The 19,783-nt window shown below is 68.0% G+C and carries 15 protein-coding genes; 8 read left to right on the top strand and 7 right to left on the bottom strand.

The annotated features are described in order from the left end of the window. The first annotated feature begins 3 nt into the window (after positions 1-3). The 4 genes from IB230_RS00200 to IB230_RS00185 all read left to right on the top strand — a co-directional run bounded on the left by IB230_RS00200 (position 4) and on the right by IB230_RS00185 (position 3,418). Positions 4-1,116 carry an NAD(P)/FAD-dependent oxidoreductase gene (locus IB230_RS00200; RefSeq protein ID WP_192267620.1) on the top strand — a complete coding sequence of 371 codons (1,113 nt, stop codon included), beginning with the start codon at positions 4-6 and terminating at the stop codon, positions 1,114-1,116. Between the two features lie 68 nt (positions 1,117-1,184). Then, on the top strand, positions 1,185-1,964 hold the full coding sequence (locus tag IB230_RS00195) for a ferredoxin--NADP reductase (protein ID WP_192267618.1): 780 nt from the start codon (positions 1,185-1,187) through the stop codon (positions 1,962-1,964). 67 nt (positions 1,965-2,031) lie between these two features. Then, positions 2,032-2,574, top strand: coding sequence for a TlpA disulfide reductase family protein (locus tag IB230_RS00190; protein ID WP_192267616.1), 543 nt, complete (start codon positions 2,032-2,034; stop codon positions 2,572-2,574). Positions 2,575-2,671: 97 nt separating this feature from the next. Beyond that, positions 2,672-3,418 carry an alpha/beta hydrolase gene (locus IB230_RS00185; RefSeq protein ID WP_192267614.1) on the top strand — a complete coding sequence of 249 codons (747 nt, stop codon included), beginning with the start codon at positions 2,672-2,674 and terminating at the stop codon, positions 3,416-3,418. On the opposite strand, the gene IB230_RS00180 is transcribed toward IB230_RS00185, so the two are convergent. Continuing rightward, a complete protein-coding gene (locus IB230_RS00180; protein WP_192267612.1) occupies positions 3,403-3,798 on the bottom strand; it encodes a hypothetical protein in 396 nt (131 codons plus the stop codon). The two genes, IB230_RS00185 and IB230_RS00180, sit on opposite strands and share 16 nt — an antisense overlap. Positions 3,799-3,808: 10 nt before the next feature. Continuing rightward, on the bottom strand, positions 3,809-4,291 hold the full coding sequence (locus IB230_RS00175) for a glutathione peroxidase (RefSeq protein WP_192267610.1): 483 nt from the start codon (positions 4,289-4,291) through the stop codon (positions 3,809-3,811). 125 nt (positions 4,292-4,416) lie between these two features. Between IB230_RS00175 and IB230_RS00170 the strand changes: the two genes are divergently transcribed. Then, entirely contained in the window at positions 4,417-5,013 is a 597-nt protein-coding gene (locus tag IB230_RS00170) for a hypothetical protein (protein ID WP_192267609.1), read from the top strand. A 96-nt stretch (positions 5,014-5,109) separates the two neighbouring features. On the opposite strand, the gene IB230_RS00165 is transcribed toward IB230_RS00170, so the two are convergent. Next, positions 5,110-7,143 carry an amidohydrolase family protein gene (locus IB230_RS00165; protein ID WP_343227235.1) on the bottom strand — a complete coding sequence of 678 codons (2,034 nt, stop codon included), beginning with the start codon at positions 7,141-7,143 and terminating at the stop codon, positions 5,110-5,112. A gap of 145 nt (positions 7,144-7,288) precedes the next feature. Between IB230_RS00165 and IB230_RS00160 the strand changes: the two genes are divergently transcribed. After that, positions 7,289-9,478: a M3 family metallopeptidase gene (locus IB230_RS00160; RefSeq protein WP_192267607.1), complete on the top strand. Its 2,190-nt coding sequence runs from the start codon at positions 7,289-7,291 to the stop codon at positions 9,476-9,478. Between the two features lie 214 nt (positions 9,479-9,692). Here IB230_RS00160 and IB230_RS00155 read toward each other — a convergent pair whose 3' ends face one another. Beyond that, positions 9,693-10,577: a DnaJ C-terminal domain-containing protein gene (locus IB230_RS00155; protein ID WP_192267606.1), complete on the bottom strand. Its 885-nt coding sequence runs from the start codon at positions 10,575-10,577 to the stop codon at positions 9,693-9,695. Between the two features lie 153 nt (positions 10,578-10,730). Between IB230_RS00155 and IB230_RS00150 the strand changes: the two genes are divergently transcribed. Next, on the top strand, positions 10,731-11,210 hold the full coding sequence (locus IB230_RS00150; protein WP_192267605.1) for a peroxiredoxin: 480 nt from the start codon (positions 10,731-10,733) through the stop codon (positions 11,208-11,210). A gap of 3 nt (positions 11,211-11,213) precedes the next feature. Then, a complete protein-coding gene (locus tag IB230_RS00145) occupies positions 11,214-11,960 on the top strand; it encodes a hypothetical protein (protein WP_192267604.1) in 747 nt (248 codons plus the stop codon). A 4-nt stretch (positions 11,961-11,964) separates the two neighbouring features. On the opposite strand, the gene pbpC is transcribed toward IB230_RS00145, so the two are convergent. The 3 genes from pbpC to IB230_RS00130 are packed head-to-tail and all read right to left on the bottom strand — an operon-like array spanning position 11,965 to position 19,761. Next, positions 11,965-14,346 (bottom strand): penicillin-binding protein 1C, encoded by a 2,382-nt coding sequence (pbpC, locus tag IB230_RS00140; protein WP_192267603.1) that lies wholly within the window; start codon positions 14,344-14,346, stop codon positions 11,965-11,967. After that, a complete protein-coding gene (locus IB230_RS00135; RefSeq protein WP_192267600.1) occupies positions 14,333-14,869 on the bottom strand; it encodes a hypothetical protein in 537 nt (178 codons plus the stop codon). Before IB230_RS00135 ends, pbpC begins: the two co-directional genes overlap by 14 nt. Continuing rightward, on the bottom strand, positions 14,866-19,761 hold the full coding sequence (locus IB230_RS00130) for an alpha-2-macroglobulin (RefSeq protein ID WP_192271151.1): 4,896 nt from the start codon (positions 19,759-19,761) through the stop codon (positions 14,866-14,868). Before IB230_RS00130 ends, IB230_RS00135 begins: the two co-directional genes overlap by 4 nt. Positions 19,762-19,783 lie beyond the last annotated feature (22 nt).

Here is a 19,783-nt window from a genome sequence, read left to right as displayed (position 1 = left end):
AAGATGCAGGACAACCGCCATGACGTGATCGTGGTCGGCGCCGGATTCGCCGGTCTCGCCTGCGCGTACGAACTCGCCACCCACGGTCTTCGTGTCTGCGTCATCGACCGCAAGCAGGACCTCGGTGAACGCATGCACACCACCGGCATCCTGGTACAGGAAGCCTGCGATGCACCGCTGCTTGCAGGGCTGCCGCCCTCCTTGCTGCGCGCCGTTCCGCATGTCCGCCTGTACGCCCCGAACCTGCGCAGCGTCCGACTGGGCGCCGAAGGCTACCGCTTCTACACCACCGACACGCCCGCACTGATGCGCTGGCTGGGTGAGCGCGTGGAAGCGTGCGGCGTCGAGCTGCGGCGCGGACAGGCGTTCCGCAACGCGGTACGCACGCAGACAGGCTGGGCGGCGGATGGTGTGGGCCACACACGGATCCTCGTCGGTGCGGACGGCGCGCGATCGCGGGTCGCACAACGGCTCGGCCTGGGCCAGGTGACGCAGTTCCTCTACGGCGTGGAGTACGAATTCGACGGCATGGCGTTGCGCGAACCCGATGCCCTGCACTGCTTCATCAGCAAGCGCTTCGCCCCCGGCTATCTGGGCTGGGTGGCGCAGACACCGACCGGCGTGCAAGCGGGGCTCGCGCGTCGGCACCGCCCGGGCAAGGCTATCGCCCCCGACATGGCCGGCTTCCTGCACCACGTCGCCTCGATGACCGGGCTGCCGACCGCCCGCGCGCCGGACAGCATCCGCGCCGGCCTGATCCCCTGTGGCGGTCCGGTACGACCGGCGCAGCGCGACGACGTGGTGCTGACCGGCGATGCAGCGGGCATGGTGTCCCCGCTGACGGCGGGCGGCATCCATGCCGGGCTGCGCCACGGTGCCGGCGTGGGTCGGATGCTCGCGCGCCGGCTACTGCACGATGTGACGCCGGCACCGGCATGGCCGTCGGCGGTACCCGGCTTCGGCTTCAAGCGCCTGCTGCGCTGGGCGTTCGATCATGGCCAGTTCGACCTGCCCGTGGATCTGCTGCTGACAGCACGTCCCGTGCGTCGCGCAGTCGAACAACTGTGCTTCCACCAGCGCGGCGACACGGCGCCCGATGCGGCAGACAGGCATTGAGCACGATCAAGGGCCGGCCGGTGCCGGTCGGCTACAATGGCGCGTCGCTTCAATCGCCCACATCCCCCATGTCCTCTGCGTTCGGCACCGAGACGGTGCTCGACGTCCGTCACTGGACGGACGCCTACTTCAGCTTCACCACCACCCGCGACGACGGTTTCCGCTTCGAGAACGGCCAGTTCGTGATGATCGGACTGGAGGTCAATGGCAAGCCGCTGCTGCGCGCCTACTCGATCGCCAGCGCCAACTGGGAAGAGCAGCTCGAGTTCTTCAGCATCAAGGTGCAGAACGGCCCGCTGACCTCCCGCCTGCAGCACATCAAACCCGGCGACAGCGTACTGATCGGGCGCAAGCCCACCGGCACGCTGCTGATCAGCGACCTGCACCCCGGCCGCAACCTGTACCTGCTGGGCACCGGCACCGGCCTGGCGCCGTGGCTGTCGGTGATCAAGGACCCGGAAACCTACGAGCGCTTCGACAAGGTCATCCTGACCCACGGCGTACGCCACGCCGACGACCTGGCCTACCGCGACTACTTCGAGAAGGAACTGCCGCAGCACGAGTTCCTCGGCGAGACCATCCGGGAGAAGCTGCTGTACTACCCGGCCGTGACCCGCGAGGACTTCGTCCACCAGGGTCGCCTGACCGATCTGATGGCCAGCGGCGCGATGATGGACAGCCTCGGCATCGATGCCCTGGATCCGGAACACGACCGCGCGATGATCTGCGGCAGCCCGCAGATGCTGGCCGATTTCCGCGAGCTGCTGGACGGCCGCGGCTTCACCGCCGCGCCGCGCATCGGCACGGCTGGCCAGTACGTGTTCGAGCGGGCCTTCGTCGAGAAGTAGCTTCCGCTCGCCCCATGGATGCGGCGGGTGCTACGCTGCGCCCACGACGTCCTGGGGAGGACACACCGTGATCCGGAATCTGCTGCTGGCCGCACTGCTGGCCCTGGCGCCCTGCGCGTACGCGGGCGATGCCGTCAAACAACCCGGCATCGGCGACGTGCCTCCGCCCATCGCCATGAAGGATCGCAAGGGCAACGCCGTCGACCTCGATGCGCTCAAGGGCAAGGTCGTCGTCGTGACGTTCTGGGCATCGTGGTGCGGACCGTGCCGGCGCGAACTGCCGATGCTCGGACACGTACAGAAGCTGGTCGGCCGCGAGCACCTGGAAGTGATCGCGATCAACATGAAGGAGTCGCGCGAAGACTATACGAGCGTGCTGCGCGCCAACAAGGACCTCGACCTCACCTTCGTCCACGACGTCCGCGGCATCGTCACCGACCGCTACGGCGTCACCGCCCTGCCCAACATGTTCATCATCGGACAGGACGGCCTGATCGTCCGCACCCACCGGGGCTATTCCGAAGCGGTGCTGGAGTCTTTCGCCAAGGAACTGCTCGCCCTGTTGCCCGAAGAGGCGTTGCAGGGCCGCGCGCCGCCGCGCAGCCCATAGCCTGGCCAACGCGCGGGTACACGCGCCCCTTGCACGGTCGCGGGTAGTCTCGGCGCATCAGCAAGGGGAAATGACGATGGCGGTGCGCAGATGGGCCATGGCGTTACTGGTTGCGGTCGCGTTCGCCGGCTGCCTGCCCGCGGTCAATCCGCAGGCGCCGGTGCCGCAAGCGCTGCTCCCGGCGGATGAAACACCCTCGCGCCTGGTCGTGGTGCTGCCGGGGCGCGGCGACGACATCCAGGCATTGCGCGAGAGCGGCATCGCCGACGCCATCCAGTCGGCATGGCCCGATGCCGATGTCGTCCTCACCGGGCTTGGCTTCGGCTACTACATGCAGGGACGCGCGCCACAGCGGCTTCACGATGAAGTGATCGTGCCGGCACGTGCGCGCGGCTATCGCGAGATCTGGCTGACGGGTGCCTCCATGGGTGGCATGGGCGCGCTGATGTACGACCGCGCCTATCCCGGCGATGCCGACGGCCTCGTGCTGCTTGCCCCCTACCTGGGCGATCGCACGCTGGTGGAAGAGATCAGCGCGCGCGGGCTGGCACAGTGGAATGCGGGCCCGGTGCCCGCCGAGGTGGATGCCGGCAACTACCAGCGCGAACTGTGGCGCCACCTGCAAGGCTGGCACCACGATCCGGCGCGCACCCGCTCGGTCTGGCTGGGCTACGGTGCAGGAGATCGGCTGGCGAAGGCGATGCCGCCCCTAGCCGGGCTGCTGCCGGAAGACCATGTGGTCGTGGCGGAAGGCGGACACGCATGGACGGTGTGGTCACCGTTGACCCAGCGCATGCTCACGACGGCGGGCCCGATGCGCCTGGACGCTCAACGCTCGCCGTAGCGCAGCCAGCGGACGGCAGCGTCCTCATCCGGAAACACGCGGGCATCGAAACCGTTTTCGTTGGCCAGCAAACCGGCGAACTCCACTTCGGGTATCTGCTCGGCATGCTTTTCGACATACGCGATGCGCACCGCTTCCATGCCCTGGCCCCGCATGGCCTGCACGAACTGCAGCAACTGCTCGGGCGGCGGCGGCAAGCCATCCATGTCGTCGACCACCAACAGGCCGGATGGCGACAGCCTGCGAACCTCTTCGGCAATGGTCCGCCAGTACGCCAGGGTGGTCTCCAACGTGCCGTTGGTACCGGTCACCCAGGCGCGCAGGCCGTAGTCGGTCGTGCCGAACTCGATATGGAACAACCGCGCCTCCGCACTGCCCATGCCGTCGCGCTCAGCCCAGTGCGGACCGGATATCCCCGGCAAGCGATTCCGGCGTGTCCGTAGGCGCATAGCGCTTGATCACCTTGCCGTCGCGGCCGACGAGGAACTTGCTGAAGTTCCACTTGATCGCGCTGATGCCGAGCAGCCCGCTCTTCTCCTGCTTCAGCCACTTCCACAGCGGATGCGCGTCGTTGCCGTTGACGTCGATCTTGGCGAACATCGGGAACGTCACGTCGTAGTTCAGCGAGCAGAAGCTGCGGATCTCGGCCTCATCGCCCGGCTCCTGGTGCCCGAACTGGTCGCAGGGGAAGCCCAGCACGACCAGGCCCTGCGGGCCGAACTCGCGCCACAACGCCTCCAACCCGGTGTACTGCGGCGTAAAGCCGCACTTGGACGCCACGTTGACGATCAACAGGGCCTTGCCCTGGTACTCGGACAGCGAACGCTCGCGACCATCGAGGTCCTGGGCGGAGAAATCGTAGGCGGTGGTCATCAGGCTCTCCCGGAAAGGCGCTATCAGACACCCACGGCGCCGACAGGGCAAGGCTCCTCCGGCGGGATGGGCAGGCGGCTGACGATCGGCTAACGTGGCGCCCGTACCGGTCCATGGACGCCCCCATGCAAGCCGCCGATCCCGCCAGCCACACCAACCTCTACATCCACGTCCGCATCCTGCTGGGGATGGTCGTGGGCCTCGGCCTGACCCACCTGCTGCGCCATGCGGCGCGCATCATCGAGCGTCCGCGCGCGCATGCGGTGTACGCGGTGCACCTGCTCTGGGCCGGCTTCATATTCGTCTACCTGCTGCACTTCTGGTGGTGGCAGTTCAGCCTGTCGCACCAGGCGCACTGGAATTTCAACCTCTACCTGTATGTCACCCTCTACGCATTGCTGCTGTACCTGCTGTGCGCACTGGTGTTCCCCGAATCGCTGGCCGACGGCGTCGGCTACCGGGATTACTACTACGGACGGCGGCGCTGGTTCTTCGGTCTGCTGGCGATGATGTTCGTGGTCGACGTCGGCGATACGTTGATCAAGGGTACGGCCTACCTGCAGCAGCTCGGGCCGGAGTACTGGGTCCGCAACACGGCGTTCGTGCTCGCGAGTCTGGTTGCCGCCGCCACGCGCAACCCGCGCTTCCACGGCGCGTTCGCCGTGGCGGCGCTGCTGTACGAACTGTCGTGGATCTGGCGGCGCTACGAGATCCTGACGTAAGCCCGCCCTTCTGCTGGAGCGACGTCAGTCGCGACCGCACGGCCGACGCACTCCTGGTCTGCGGTCGCGACCGATGTCGCTCCTGCCACAGCAATCTCACCGCGCCGGCTGCACCTTGATGGCCGGCGCGAACGGTGCGATCCCCAGCGCGTCGTGGATCTCGGCCGGGTAGTACGCGCGGCCACCCTTGATGACCAGCGCCAGTTTGCGGATGTCGGCGATGTCCTTGGTCGGATCGCCGTCGACCAGCACCAGGTCCGCGCGCTTGCCGGCCACGATGGAACCGGCGTCGTCCAGCGTGCGGCTGTATTTCGCGCCATTCCAGGTCGCCACCTGCAGCGCCTGCGCCGGGGTCAGTCCCGCCTGCACGTACAGTTCGAGCTCACGCTGCAGGGTGAAGCCCGGCAGTTCGTCGGTGCCCGCCACCAATGGCACGCCGGCGCGGTACATGCGACCGGTGAACTCGACCAGCTTGTCGAAGCTGCGCTTGTAGCGCGCCCCGGTGGCATCGTCGGGGATGTCCATCTCCGCTGCGCGGCGACCACGCTGCACGTCCGGCGGCAGATGGTCGGCGACATCGGCGACGATGGGCGACAACTGGCCTTCGCGCTGGTGGATGAACTCGAACGTGGCCAGCGTGGGGTCGATGACGATCTGCTTCTCCGCCAGCAGCGCGATGAAGTCCTGCACCGGCTTGCTGTCGAAATCCAGCGCGTCGGTCCTGTCCGCCACCAGGTAGAAGCGCGCGAGCGTGCGCGTGTCGGTCTCCGGGGTGACGAAGAAATTCAGCATCACCTGGTTGATGTGCTGGATCTCGTCGTAGCCCTGCTCCACCACGTCCTGCGCGCGCAGGAACGCCGGCACGTGGCCGCTGACGCGGATGCCGCGCTGGTGCGCGTACGCGGTGGTGTCGCGCAGGATCTCCTTGGGGAAGGAGTTGTAGATCTTGATCTGCGGATAGCCGTGCTCGGCATACCAGTCGATCGCCTGCTTCGCGCCGGCCAGGTCCTTCACCACGAATCCTCCCTGCGAGGAATGCGGGCTCTGGCCTTCGATGTAGCCGGCGGGAATCACCCGCGGATGCATCAGCGTACCGTCCTTCTCTTCGGCCATCAGCTGCTGCAGCGTGGCGTTGTCGTTGCCCATGTCGCGCGCGCTGGTCACGCCTGCGGCCAGGTGCAGCCCGCCTTCCCAGGCGCCGGCGTGCACGTGCATGTCGTACAGCCCCGGCAGCAGTACACGATTGCCCGCATCGACCACGTTGTCGGCGGCAACCCTCGACTGGCCGACCGGCGAGACGGACAGGATCCTGCCGTCGCGCACGACGACATCCGAGGCCGCGCCCAGCACGGCCTTCTCGCTGTCGAACACGCGGGCATTGCGGATCAGCGTCGTACCCGGCAACGGATGCGCCAGGCGCTGCTGCAGCGCCACCAGCGCTTCGCGCTCGGCGGTCTTCTGGCGCGCTTCGAGCGCATTGGCGCTGCCCTGCCAGCCATCCTCGATCAGTTGCAGGAACCCGGGATAGATGTAGGCGAACAGGCGCGGTTCGGCGCCACGCGTCACCCAGACGAAGCTGGGCGTGAAGCCGATCCCCGTCAGTGCCACCAGGTCGACCGTCTGCATCTTCTTGCCGCTGGTGATGTCCATCGACGTGACGATACGCTGCGTCAGCGTGCCGCTCGGCACCAGCGGCAGCTTGCCGTCGGGCCGCTTGGCCAGCGCCGCCAGCGCCACCGACATCGACGCCGGCGTGCCGCCCAGCGGCGTGTAGAGCGCGGTGCCGGTGAAGGCATGATTGCCGCTGTCGGAGGTGCTCTTCCACGTGCCGGTGTTGCCGTCGCGCGTGAACGTCTCGTCCACCGGCGCACCGAACGTCGAGGCGCCCTTGACCTGATAACGATCGTAGGTGCCATCCGCCCGCAGCCGGAATTCCTCCTTCAATTCCGGCCCGCGTCCGTTGTCCTTGAAGATGAAGTCCACGCGGGTGGTGCCGTCGTCGCCTACGCTGACGGTCTGCTCACCGGCCTGCTTGCCGCCGTCGACCAGCGCGACGTACTTCAGGGTCTCGGCGGCCAGCGCCGACGGGGCCAGCAACAACGCGCAACAGAAGGCAAGGACAGGCTTCACAGGACTCTCCGGCAGGGGCGAAAGCGCCATTCTGCCGCAGCTTGGGGGCGCCTCCCGGCCGCTCGCCCATGCCTTTCGTCATGGGTCCCCGCTTTCCCCCCTGGGTTACCCTTGGGAATCCACCTTTGTAAGGACGTAGCGCTCCATGACCACCCGCCTCGCCATCGCGCTTGCCGCGACCCTCGGACTCGCCATGCCCGCCTACAGCCAGGCCGCCACGCCGGCCACCCAGACCGCCCAGGCGGCCAATCCCTTCTTCGCCGAAAGCCCGCTGCCGCTGCACTACCCGCAGTTCGACAAGATCAAGGACAGCGATTTCGCCCCCGCCTTCGACGCCGGCATGGCCGAGCAGCTGACGGAGATCGACGCGATCGCCAACAACACCGCGGCGCCGACGTTCGACAACACCATCATCGCGCTGGAGAAGTCCGGTCAGGTGCTGGACCGCGCCACCACGGTGTTCTTCAACCTGGTCGGCACCGACACCAACGACGCCCGCAACAAGCTGCGCGCCGACTACTCCGCCAAGTTCGCCGCGCACGGCGACGCCATCAGCCTCAATCCCAAGCTGTTCGCCCGCATCAAGGCGCTGTTCGACAAGCGCACCACGCTGGGCCTGGACGCGCAGGGCGTGCGCCTGATCGAGCGTTACCACACCAGCTTCGTGCGCTCCGGCGCCAACCTCAACGATGCCGACAAGGCGACGTTGAAGACGATGAACGCCGAACTCGCCTCGCTGGGCACGCAGTTCAGCGACTTCGTGCTGAAGGAAGTCAATGCCTCGGCCATCGTGGTCGATGACGTGAAGCAGCTCGACGGCTTCACCCCCGGCCAGATCGCCACCGCGGCCGAAGCCGCCAAGAAGCGCGGCCATGAAGGCAAGTACGTGCTGACCCTGCTCAACACCACCGGTCAGCCGCCGGAGTCGCAGCTGACCAACCGTGCGCTGCGCCAGCGCCTGCATGAGGCCTCGGTCGCACGCGGCAGCCGCGGCGGCGAGTTCGATACCACCGCGCTGGTCTCGCGCATCATGAAGCTGCGCGCCGACCGCGCGAAGCTGTTGGGCTACCCCAACCATGCCGCCTACGGCCTGGAAGACCAGACCGCGCGCACGCCGGAAGCCGTCAACGCGATGCTGGGCAAGCTGGCCCCGGCCGCCGTGGCCAACGCCAAACGCGAGGCCGCCGACCTGCAGGCGATGATCGACCAGGAACAGAAGGCCAAGGGTCAGCCGACGTTCCAGCTGGAACCGTGGGACTGGGCGTTCTACAGCGAGAAGGTGCGCGCGGCGAAGTACAACTTCGACGAATCGCAGCTCAAGCCCTACTTCGAGATGAAGAACGTGCTGGAGAACGGCGTGTTCTTCGCCGCCACCCAGCTCTATGGCCTGACCTTCAAGGAGCGCACCGACCTGCCGAAGTACCACGCCGACACCTGGACCTACGACGTGTTCAACGCCGACGGGTCGCAGCTGGCGATCTTCATCTTCGATCCGTACGCGCGCGACTCCAAGCGCGGCGGCGCGTGGATGAACTCGTATGTCTCGCAGTCGGGCCTGAGCGGCGACAAGCCGGTGGTGGCCAACCACCTGAACGTGCCGAAGCCGCCGGCCGGCGAGCCGACGCTGATGACGTGGGATGAAGTGACCACCACGTTCCACGAGTTCGGCCACGCGCTGCACGGCATGTTCTCCGACGTGAAGTACCCCTACTTCAGTGGCACCAGCGTGCCGCGCGACTTCGTCGAGTACCCGTCGCAGGTCAACGAGATGTGGGCCGACTGGCCGTCGATCCTGGCCAACTACGCCAAGCACTACCAGACCGGCGCTCCGCTGCCGCAGGCGCTGCTGGACAAGGTGATCGCCGCCTCCAAGTTCAACGAAGGCTTCAAGACCACCGAGTACCTGGGTGCCGCCATGCTGGACCAGCGCTGGCACCAGATCACCGCCGACCAGGTGCCCGCCGCCGACGGCGTGATGAAGTTCGAGGCCGCCGCGCTGGCCGCCGACGGCATCAACTACGCGCCGGTGCCGCCGCGCTACAAGACGCCCTACTTCAGCCACATCATGGGCGGCTATTCGGCGGGCTACTACGCCTACATCTGGTCGGAAGTGCTGGACGCCAACAGCGTGGAATGGTTCAAGAACAACGGCGGCCTGAAGCGCGAGAACGGCGACCACTTCCGCAAGACGCTGCTGTCGCAGGGCGGCAGCCAGGATGCGATGAAGCTGTTCCGCGATTTCGCCGGCCACGATCCCAAGATCGAACCGCTGCTGGAAAAGCGTGGCCTGACCGCGCCGGAGACGGCGGCGCCAGCCGCCAAGTCGGCCCGCTGATCGACACGGCGGATCCGTCGTGAGGAGTCCACTACGCCACCTTCGGGTGGCATAGTGCTTTCAGGGTCCGGCATGCGTGCAGCCCGCATGGGTTTTCCACAGTGCATGTGGATGGAACCTGCACGAAACTGTGGATAACCATCGAACGGCCTTGTAGCACGGCCCTGTCAAGATGGGTGGCGAAATTATCGCCACATCCTGCGCAAGATGCGGCTCAGGCGTCGAAGGCCTTGCCGAGCGCCATGTAGGCCTCGCGCTGCGCATCGGTTTCCGCACGCGGCGCCGTGATCTCCAGTTCCACAATCTGGTCACCCGCAGGCGTACCCGGCAGGCCGCGGCCGCGCAACCGCAGCTTGCGGCCCGAATCGGAATCGGCGGGAATCTTCAGCTCCACCGCACCGCCCAGCGTGGGCACGCTGAGCGTGGCGCCGAGCGCGGCCTGCCACGGCGTCAACGACAGCACGTGGATGATGTTGCGGCCGTCCACCTCGAACTGCGGATGCGGTGCGTACTCGACTTCGAGCAGCAGGTTGCCGCCCTGGGTGCCCTGTCCGGCCAACCGGATGACCTGGCCGGGTTTGACGCCTTTCGGCACCTTCACGTCCAGTTGCCTGCCGTTGACGTTCACCCGCACGCTGCCGCCGTCGTGCACGGCCGGCAACGGCACGGCCAGCTTGGCGCGCGAATCCCGCGACGGCTGCGGTCCCCGCGGGCCGCCCTGGTCCGGGCGTGCGCGACGGCCGAACAGGCCCTCGAAGAAATCGCTGAAGCCGCCACCGCTTCCCCCCGCGCCGCCGAAGATCTCCTCGTAGTCGAAATCCGGCACCCCCGCGCCGCCACGCCCGAAATCCGGGGGCGGGCGGAACTCCTCGCCCGGGCGGTAGCCACGTGCACGCAACTGGTCGTAGGCGGCACGCTTCTGCGGGTCGCGCAGTGCTTCGTAGGCCTCGTTGACGGCCTTGAACTGGTCCTCCGCACCAGGCTCCTTGCTGACATCCGGGTGGTACTTCCGGGCCAGCCGGCGGTACGCCGTCTTGATCTCCGCGTCGCCCGCGGAGGGCTCCACGCCCAGCACCGCGTAGTAATCCTTGAACTGCATGCGATCTCCGCCATCATCGGGGGCGCCCCGCACCAGCGCGCGCCATGCGTCCATTCTAATCGGCGGCCGCGCGGGCGGCATCGACGCGCGTGGTCGCCGGACGCCAACGGCGCCACGCTACACTGCCCGCCTTCCCCACACCCAGGCACCCCCATGAGTATCCAGGTCGGCCAGCGCATTCCCGAAGTCACCCTCAAGCGTATCCGCGACGGCGTCGAGACGATCGATACCGCCGCCCTGTTCGATGGCCGCAAGGCGGTGCTGTTCGCCGTGCCCGGCGCGTTCACCCCCACCTGCTCGGAGAAGCACCTGCCCAGCTACGTGCAGCATTTCGACGACTTCCGCAGCCGCGGCATCGAGGTCTTCTGCGTCTCGGTCAACGACCCGTTCGTCATGCAGGCCTGGGGCAAGACCCAGCACGTGCCGGACGGCCTGCAGATGCTGGCCGACGGCAACGCCGACCTGGCCAAGGCACTCGGCCTAGAAATGGACGCCAGTGCCTACGGCATGGGCGTGCGCGCCAAGCGCTTCGCGCTGTATGCGGAGGACGGCGTGGTGAAGCACGTGTTCGTCGAGGCGCCGGGCGAGTACAAGGTGTCCGGTGCGGAGCACATGCTGGAACAGCTGGGCTGACGCATGCCACGTCGTGACGGATCGCACGACGCATTGAGGGCGCTGGCCGCGACACGGGTCAGCGTGCCGCGGCTGCAGATGAGCCTGCTGGTGCTGTTGACCGCCGCCACCGGGTTCCTCGCCTCGGTGGCACTGTCGGCGGCGGGCATGCAGGCGCTGTGGCTGCGTTATCCGGTCTGCGTGTTGATCGCCTACGGCGCATTCCTCGGGTTGGTCTGGATCTGGCGCCGCCACCGCGAATGGGATCTGGGCGTGCCCGGCGATGGCGACGCCCCGTCTTCACAGGGGCCCGGAAATAGCGAGTGGCAAGGATCCGGCGGCGGCTCCGGCGGTGGCGGCGCCAGCGCATCGTTCGACGCGCCTGCGGCACCTGTTCCGCTCACCGCGTTCGATCAGGTGCCGCCTTCGGTCGAGCGCCCATCGCTGGACGACTCCCTCGAAGCCGACGAGTCCCTTCCCGTCGTCATGGTGATGGCAGTGCTGGGAGGCGCGCTGCTCGCGGTGTTCTGGGTGATCTTGATCGCCCCTGCGCTGCTGGCGGAGCTGGCGCTGGACGCGGCACTGTCGGCCGGTCTCTACCGGCGCCTGAAGCGCCCGCCCCATGGCGAACACTGGCTGTCGACCACGCTGCGGCACACCGGAAAACCCTTCGTGGCGGCCACGATCTCCCTGCTGATTGCCGGTGCCCTGATGAACCTTCTGGTTCCCGACGCCACCTCGCTGGGCGAATTCCTCGCCCACTACCGCTGACGCGTCAGCGCAGCACGTTGAACCGCACCCTCGCCCACGCGCCGCTGTCGGCCAGGGCGGTGAGCTGGTGTTCGCCCGGCGTGGTGAAATCCTGCTGGAACGCCTGCGCGCCCTGCGTCTCCGCGATCCAGCGACCGTCCAGCAACCACTGCACGCGCGTGTCGGTACCCAGTGCACGCAGTTGCAGGCGCACGCCATGCTCGCTGCCAGGCGCACGCGCCAGCGTGGCGAGATCGTTGAGTCCGTCGATGCGCAGTTCCTCGGCCGCATCGCGTCCGTCGGGCTGGCAATCCGGCGACAGCGACGGCAGGCGCGACGCCGTCCGCTCGCGTGCCGGCAGCCACGGCGACGCCAGTGCCGGCCAACGCGCTATCTCGGTGCTGCGTGCTTCGTGCGCGCGTGCGCATTCGCCCGACAAGCGGAGGCCGGTGTGCGCATCCACCTCGAAGCGCTCGCGGCCGGCGCTCCACAGGCGCGCGTCGCGTTCGGCGAATGTCGGCGGCACGTTGCCACCGAGCGTCCACGCATCGCGTTTGCGCTGGCACAGCGGCGGCGACTCCGCTTCCGCCAGCGTACCCAGCGGCCAGCAGATCGCGTGGCCGGCCACCTCGGCCGGTGGTGGTGACGGGCCCGCGTCGGCCGGCGCACGCGGCAGGCTGTCGATCACCTCGAACATCAGCGGCAATGCAGTGACCGCGCCGTACTGGCCGGGCAACGGCGTACCGTCGGGTCGCCCCACCCACACGCCGACCGTGTAACGCCGCGTGCTGCCCAGCGCCCAGGCATCGCGGAAGCCGTAGCTGGTGCCGGTCTTCCACGCCACCCGCGGACGGTTGCCGGTATCCAGCACGCCACTGCCATAGCCGGGACGCGGGTGCGCCTCCAGCACTTCGCGGATGATCCACGCCGCGCCCGGCGATAGCAGGCGACGATCAGAGGCGGAATCCTGTGCGGTGTAGCGCACGCGGCCGGACAGCCCGCTGCGGTTCAATCCCGCATACGCACCCACCAGGTCTTCCAGCCGCGCACCGGTGCCGCCCAGGATCAACGACAGGTTCGGCTGCGCACCGCGCGGGTAGCGCAGCACCAGGCCGTTGTTCGCCAGCCGCGCGGAGAAACGCGCCGGGCCGACGCGGTCCAGCAGGTCCACCGCCGGTACGTTGAGCGACAGGCGCAGCGCATCGGCGACGCTGACCGGGCCGTTGAACGCCGCATCGAAATTGCCCGGCCGGTAACCGCCGAACGACTGCGGCGCATCGATCAACAGGCTCTCGGAATGGATCAGGCCGTCGTCCAGCGCCAGTCCGTACAGGAACGGCTTCAGGGTCGAACCGGGCGAGCGCCATGCCTGAACCATGTCGACGTGGCCCAGGCGCTCGCGATCGCCGAATGCCACCGAGCCGACGTAGGCGCGCGCTTCCATCGTCGCGTTGTCGACCACCAGCAACGCGGCGGACGTGCGCGCGGGCAGCGTGGAGAAGTAACCGTGTACGCGTTCCTCCAGCGTCCGCTGCAGGCCGGCATCGATGGTGGAGATGATGCGCGATGCGCGCGGCTGTTGCCGGCGCAGGCGTTCGGCCAGCAGCGCGGCGCTCAGCGGCGCCTGCAGGCTGCGGGCGACGACGGGTTCGATGCGGGCATCGTCGACGTCGGTCTTCGACCACACGCCCAAGTCCGCCATGCGCTGCAGCACCTTGTCGCGTGCCGCGCGGGCAGCATCGGGATGACGATCCGGGCGCAACCGGCTGGGCGATTGCGGCAGTACCGCCAGCAGTGCGGCTTCGGCGTGCGAGAGACGCGCCGCCGGCTTGCCGAGATAGGCCCAGCTCGCCGCGTCCACGCCTTCGATGGTGCCACCGAACGGGGCACGTTCCAGGTAGAGCGTCAGGATCTCGCGCTTTGACAGATGCGCTTCCAGTTGCAACGCGCGCAGCATCTGCTTGGCCTTGCCCCACGGCGTGCGCGAGTGGCGGTCCAGCATGCGCGCGACCTGCATGGTCAGCGTCGAGCCGCCGGACACCACGCGCCCATGGCGTACGAACTGCCCCGCCGCACGCACCAGCGCCCACGGATTGATACCGGGATGCCGCCAGAACCAGCGGTCCTCGTAGTTCAGCAGCGCCTGCAGGTAGAGCGGCGACACCGTGTCGGGCGAGGCGGGATATCGCCAGACGCCGTCGCGATCGGCGAACGCGCGCAGCGGCGTGCCGTCGCGCGCGACCACCAGCGTACTGGTGTCGCGTGTTTTTGGCAGTGGTGGCGGGAATGCGAGATCGAGTATCAGCACCGTCGACAGCAAGGCGACGGCACTCCACCGCAGCCAGGACAGGAGGCCCCAGGCACGCACCGCGCGTCCCCGCCCGCTCACGACGTCAGCAGGTTTCAATCACCGGCACCTTGCGCACCGCGGTCGGATCGGGAATCTCGGCCGACACGACGCTGGCCTCCGCCCACAGCGCGTTGCATTCCACCTTCACCGAGTATCCGGAGACCTGGAACACGCCCGTCGCACTGATCCGTGGAACGCGTTGCTCAACGAAACGGCGGGCTCGTTCCTCGCCCACCGCCATCGCCAGCGCCCGAGCGCCGTTCACAACGTCGATCTTTCCGACAACGTATCCCGTGTAGTGCGGCAGCGCGGCGGCAGAGGCCGCGTCCGGGTGGAGTTCGAAGCGCGCATCCCCGTAGCCGCCCGCGGTGGATTCTTCCCATACCGCCATCAACGTGCCGGTCACGACCGTCCGGCCGGCAAACTGCGCCTGGATGGCCGGGGCCGGCTCGCGCTTCGACAGCGCGAGCCCGGACTGCTCCGGAACGACCAGGGCCAGCGGCAGATCCGCCGCCGCCGGCGCGGCAAGGGCCGCAAGAAAGGTCACCGATGCGAAGAAGCGGATACCCGCGATTTTCACGGCTGCACCACCGTGATCGTCGCCGGCGAGGCCCTGCCGACGCCACGGATATCCGGGCGGTACATGTCCTCCACCAGCGAGGGCGGCACCGTGTACGTGCCCGGCGTTACCGCCCGCACCAGATAGAACAGCTTGGCCGTGTTGCGGCGATCCAGTTTCAGCGCCGCGACATATCGATCGTCGCGGAACTCCTCGTGCTTCACGTCCGCCGCGCCGCCACGATCGCTGATCGCGATGCCGTCTACCACGACTTCCGCCCACTGCTTGGCGTCGCCGAGATTGAAGTTCTCGATCTCCAGTCCGGCCGGCAACAGGTCGGTGAACAGCGCATCCGGGATCGCGACGTTGGCGGTGATGCCCACGCGAACGATCAGCGCCTCGCCTTCCTTCAGCGTGCCGCCCTTCCACTCCTGGCCATCGGTCGTGTAGTAGCGGCGCTCGATGCCGATCTGGCGATCGTCCGGTGCCGGCGCGCTGCGCGGAATGCCGGCCACGTCCAGCGACGCGTACAGCGGCGGCGAACCTTCCGGCGTGAAACGCAGGCCACGTGCCAGTGCCGCATGGTCGACGCTGCGGCCGAACAGCCGCACCGGCGCGATCGCCTCGGCATCGCCGCCGATGCTCCACTGGCCGGACACCAGCTTCTTCTGGTCGACCATCAGCGCCTTGCCCAGGCGAGCGAGCGCGACCTGCTCCTGCGTGCTCAGCCACATCCAGCCGCTGTTGCGGCGGGCATCCAGCTCGCGGCCCAGCGAGATCGCACGGCGGTCGTACTCGGGCTTGGCCAGCTTGCGCTCGTGCACCAGCGCGATCATCAGCGCATCGTCGCGCAGGCGTGTGCCGTAGTCGCCCAGGTATTCCGGACGGTCGCCGGTCTTGGCGAAGCCTTCGGCGATCGCCTTCGCGCCGCGGGTCCTGTCCCCCTGCAGCGTCAACGCGATACCCAGGTGCACCAGCGGCAGGCCGGTGAGCGTCTTGCCGCGTTCGTTGTCGTACAGCGCGCGCAGCGTGCCGAGCGGCGCGCGGTTGACGCGTGCGAGCACGTAGCCGGCATAGGCCTGGTTGGCGAACTTGAGGTGGTCTCGCCGGTCGTAACCGTAGAACTGCGCGCCACCCGCCAGCAGATCCTCGTTGAGACGGGTCAGCGCCTTCTGCAGCACCGTATCCGGCACCGCGAAGCCACCTTCGCGCGCATCCAGCAGGAACTCGGCGATGTACGGCGTCAGGCCCGGATTGACGTAGTCGTCGTCGCCCCACATCGAGAAGTGGCCGTTGGCCACCTGCATCGAGGCCAGCCGCCCGAAGGCGCCTTCCATGCGTTCGCGGCGCTTCTTCACCTCCAGTCCATCGATACCGAGCAGCTTCGCCGTGGCGTCGTCCAGTTCCAGCGCGGCGTAGCCCTTGCTGGTGGTCTGCTCGGCGCAGCCGTACGGATACTCCAGGGCGCCCTTCAGCGCGCTGGCGAACGGAATCGGCGGCAGCGCGCTGACCGTCATGCGTGCGGTCACCGAGCCCGGCATCAAGCCGTCGGCAAAGCCCGCCCCCATCTCCACGGGCCCCAGGCTGTCCAGTACCTGCGTGCGCGAGCGCAACACCGCCGGCCAGCCCGCACGCACCGGCACGTCGTAGCGGCGGTCGACCTTGAAGCCGTTGCCCTCGACGCGTACGCGCACCTGCGCGGTGGTGTAGCCCTCGCCCGCGGTGATCGGGAACGTCAGCGTACGCTTGGCATCCACCGACAGATCGGCGGTCTTGCTGCCTTCACCGATATTCAGCGGACCTCCGCCGTTCACCAGCACCTTGAACGCACCGGCCTTGCCGGTGAAGTTCTGCACGTCGAGCGTCACCGTGCTCCTGTCGCCCGGTGCCAGCACGCGCGGCAGGCTGGCCTCGGCCACGATCGGCGCGCGCACGACGGTCTCGCGGTCACGATTGCCGTAGCGTGTATCCGAATACACCAGCGCCGACACGCGCAGCGTGCCGTTGAAATCCGGCACCTTCAGCGCGACGCGTGCATTGCCCTTGCCGTCCAGCTTCACCGGACCGGAGAACAGGTCGACGGTCTGCACACGCGAGGTCGGCCGCTTCGCCTGCGGCAGGGCCGCCAGCGCCATGTCGCCGCCGAAACGCATCTTCGCGCTGCCGCCCTCGAAACTCTCGATCACGCGGCCATAGATGTCGTAGGCATCCACGCCCAGCCGACGCTGCGCGAAGAACTGTGCATTGGCATCCGGCACCGGGAAACGGGTGATGTTGAGGATGCCCACGTCCACCGCGGACACGGTGACGTGCGCCGTCTGGCCCGCGAGTTCGGGCACGCTGACGGTGACCGGCAGGTTCTGCTCGGGACGCATCTGCTTGGGCACCGACAGGCCGACGGCGACGCGACGGTCGCGACGGTCCATCGGCACGTGCGCCACGCCGACGGCGCGCGCCGGCGTGATCTTGCTGGGTGCCGAGCCGCCGCGGAACACGAGCGCGGTGACGTAGACGTCGTGCCGCTCCCAGTCCTTGGTGACAGGAATCGAGAACGTGCTGCCGGGCTTGGCGTCGATCGCCTGCACGTACAGCATGCGGTCGCTCTCGACCATCAGCAGGCCCTTGCCGGCATGCGGCGGGGTGACGGTGACCTTCAGCGTGTCGCCCGCCTTGTAGCCGGTCCTGTCGAGCGACAGCTTGACCTTGTCGGGGCGCGCATCCAGCCCGCGATTCTGGTCATCCCAGCTCCAGCCCGCACGGAACGGGTAGCGCGTGGTCAGGCCGGTGGCCGGATCGAACACATCCAGCCGGTACTCGCCCCATTCCACCGGGAAATCGATCTTCGACGCGCCGGTCCCCACATCGATCGTGCGCGTGTCCTTGTTCTCGAAGCGGCGGGTGAAGTCGTAGTCCCAGCCGCCATCGTCCGAATGGTTCCAGTGGTAATCGCGAAGCTCGCGCACCAGCGTGGCCTTCAGCCCCTTGCCGGGCTGCGGCTTGCCGGCGGCGTCCATGCGCACCACTTCGAAGCCGGCATTGGCGTTGGCATCGGCGCCGTCCTTGTCGTCGAACAGCGGGCGGATGCCGACCAGCGCGTCGGCCGGCCACAGCACGCGCTTCAGCGTGCGGTTGACCGTGCGTCCGCCGGTCTCGTAGACGCTGCCGGAGACGATCGCGGCGATCGGGCTGCGCGGCTTGGCTTCCGCCGGCAGCGCGATCTCTTCTTCCAGCACGCCGCTGTCGGCGAGCGTGGTGTCGATGACGTCCTTGGCTTCCTTCGGCAACTCCATCGTCGGGTCGCCGAAGAAGTAGCCCGGCAACTGCTCCAGCGGATGCTGTTCCACCGCCACCGCCAGCTTGGCGGTGAAGCGGTTGCCACTGGCGGGTGCGCCATACAGGTAGGCGGCCGTCGCCTTGAGCTTCAGCGGCTGTCCCGGCTTCAGTACCGGCGACGCGTCCAGGTCCAGCTTCATGCGCTCGGGCAGGAACTCCTCGATGCGCAGCGTCATGCCCTGCACCGCTTCCTTGCTCGCCGGATCGGTGCGGAACTCGACCTGCCAGCGGCCCGTGGGGGCCTCCACCGGGATCGCCTGTTCGAAACTGAAGTAACCCTGCGCACCCGGCTGCAGGCGCGTTTCGCGGAACACCTTGCCGTCCGGCTGCTTCAGGCGCAGGAACACCGGCTGGCCACCGCCCTGCTTCGGCGCCGGGACCGGCTTGCCGTCGTTGTCGCGCAGCAGCGCGGAGATGCGCACCGTCTCGCCGGGGCGGTACAGGTCGCGGCCCGACCAGGCGAACACGTCGAACCACGCCTGCTCACGGCCGGCGACGGCGAACTCGGACAGGTCGAGCGCCGGCTGGTTGAACGGCAGCATCGACACGTCCTTGCCGCGCGTGGCGACCAGCACGTGGCCGGCGTCCAGCGTGTAGTTCAGCAGCGCATTGCCGTTGCCGTCCGTCTTGCCGCTCAGGATGGCTTCGCCGCGTGCGTCGAGCACCTTCAGTTCGACGCTGCCGGTGGCGGATCCATCCTGCAGCGACGCGGTATGGACGAACAGCTTGTCCTTGTACGCGCGCGTGTGCAGGCCGATGTCGCTGACAGTGAAGAAGGCGGTCTCGAACTCCCCGGCGAACTTGCCGGTGCGCTTCATCACCGCGAAGTACAGACCCGGGTCCTGCAGTTCGCGGATGTCCTGGATCGGCAGGTAGGTCAGCATGCGCTCGTTGGGCTTGCCGCCCAGCACGAAGCGGTTGAGGTAGACCGGTTCGGCCAGCTTGCCCAGCGGCGTGCTGTCGCCGTACTCGCTGTCGAGATCCCAGCTGCCGCGGCGGCCGCCGCGCTGGTACTCGGCGAAGAACTTCGGCAATTGTTTCTGGGTGACGCGCAGGAACTCCACGTCCACTTCCGGCACATTGATCGACACCACCGGCAAGCCCCGACTCTCGCGCGCCGGCAGTACGCTGCCCTGCGAGGCGAAGCCGACCGCCGGGTCGAGTTCGCCGGTATGCACCTTGCGGGTCTCGTCCTTGCCCAGGCGCGTGCCGTCGGCGGCGGACAGGCCGGCCTTCAGCGTGACCTCGTAATCCTTGGCAGCCTCCACCGACGGGAAGCGCAGCACCAGGCCCTTGTCGTCGAGCACCCAGCTGCCCTTCACGGCGGCGCCGTTGGCGTCCTTTACCACCAGCAGCGTGTCGAAGTCCTGCGAACTCACCAGCGGCCGGCTGAATTCCAGCGCGATGGCGAGGTCGCCGTCATGCTGGTCGGGAAAGGCACCGACCAGGGCGAAGCCTTCCACCTTGGCAGCCTGCGCCTTGATGGGATCGCCACTCGCTTCAGGCAGCTGCCCGGACTCGTTGCGCTTGCAGCCGGTTAGCGCCGCCGCCGCGATCAGGCCAATAAAAAACGCGCGCATCCAGTGGCTGCGCGCGCTCTTC

This window comes from Pseudoxanthomonas sp. PXM01 (assembly GCF_014851815.1).
Lineage (GTDB): Bacteria > Pseudomonadota > Gammaproteobacteria > Xanthomonadales > Xanthomonadaceae > Pseudoxanthomonas_A.
The sequence above is the reverse complement of the archived record's forward strand: the minus strand, read 5'-3'. Positions and strand labels throughout refer to the sequence as shown.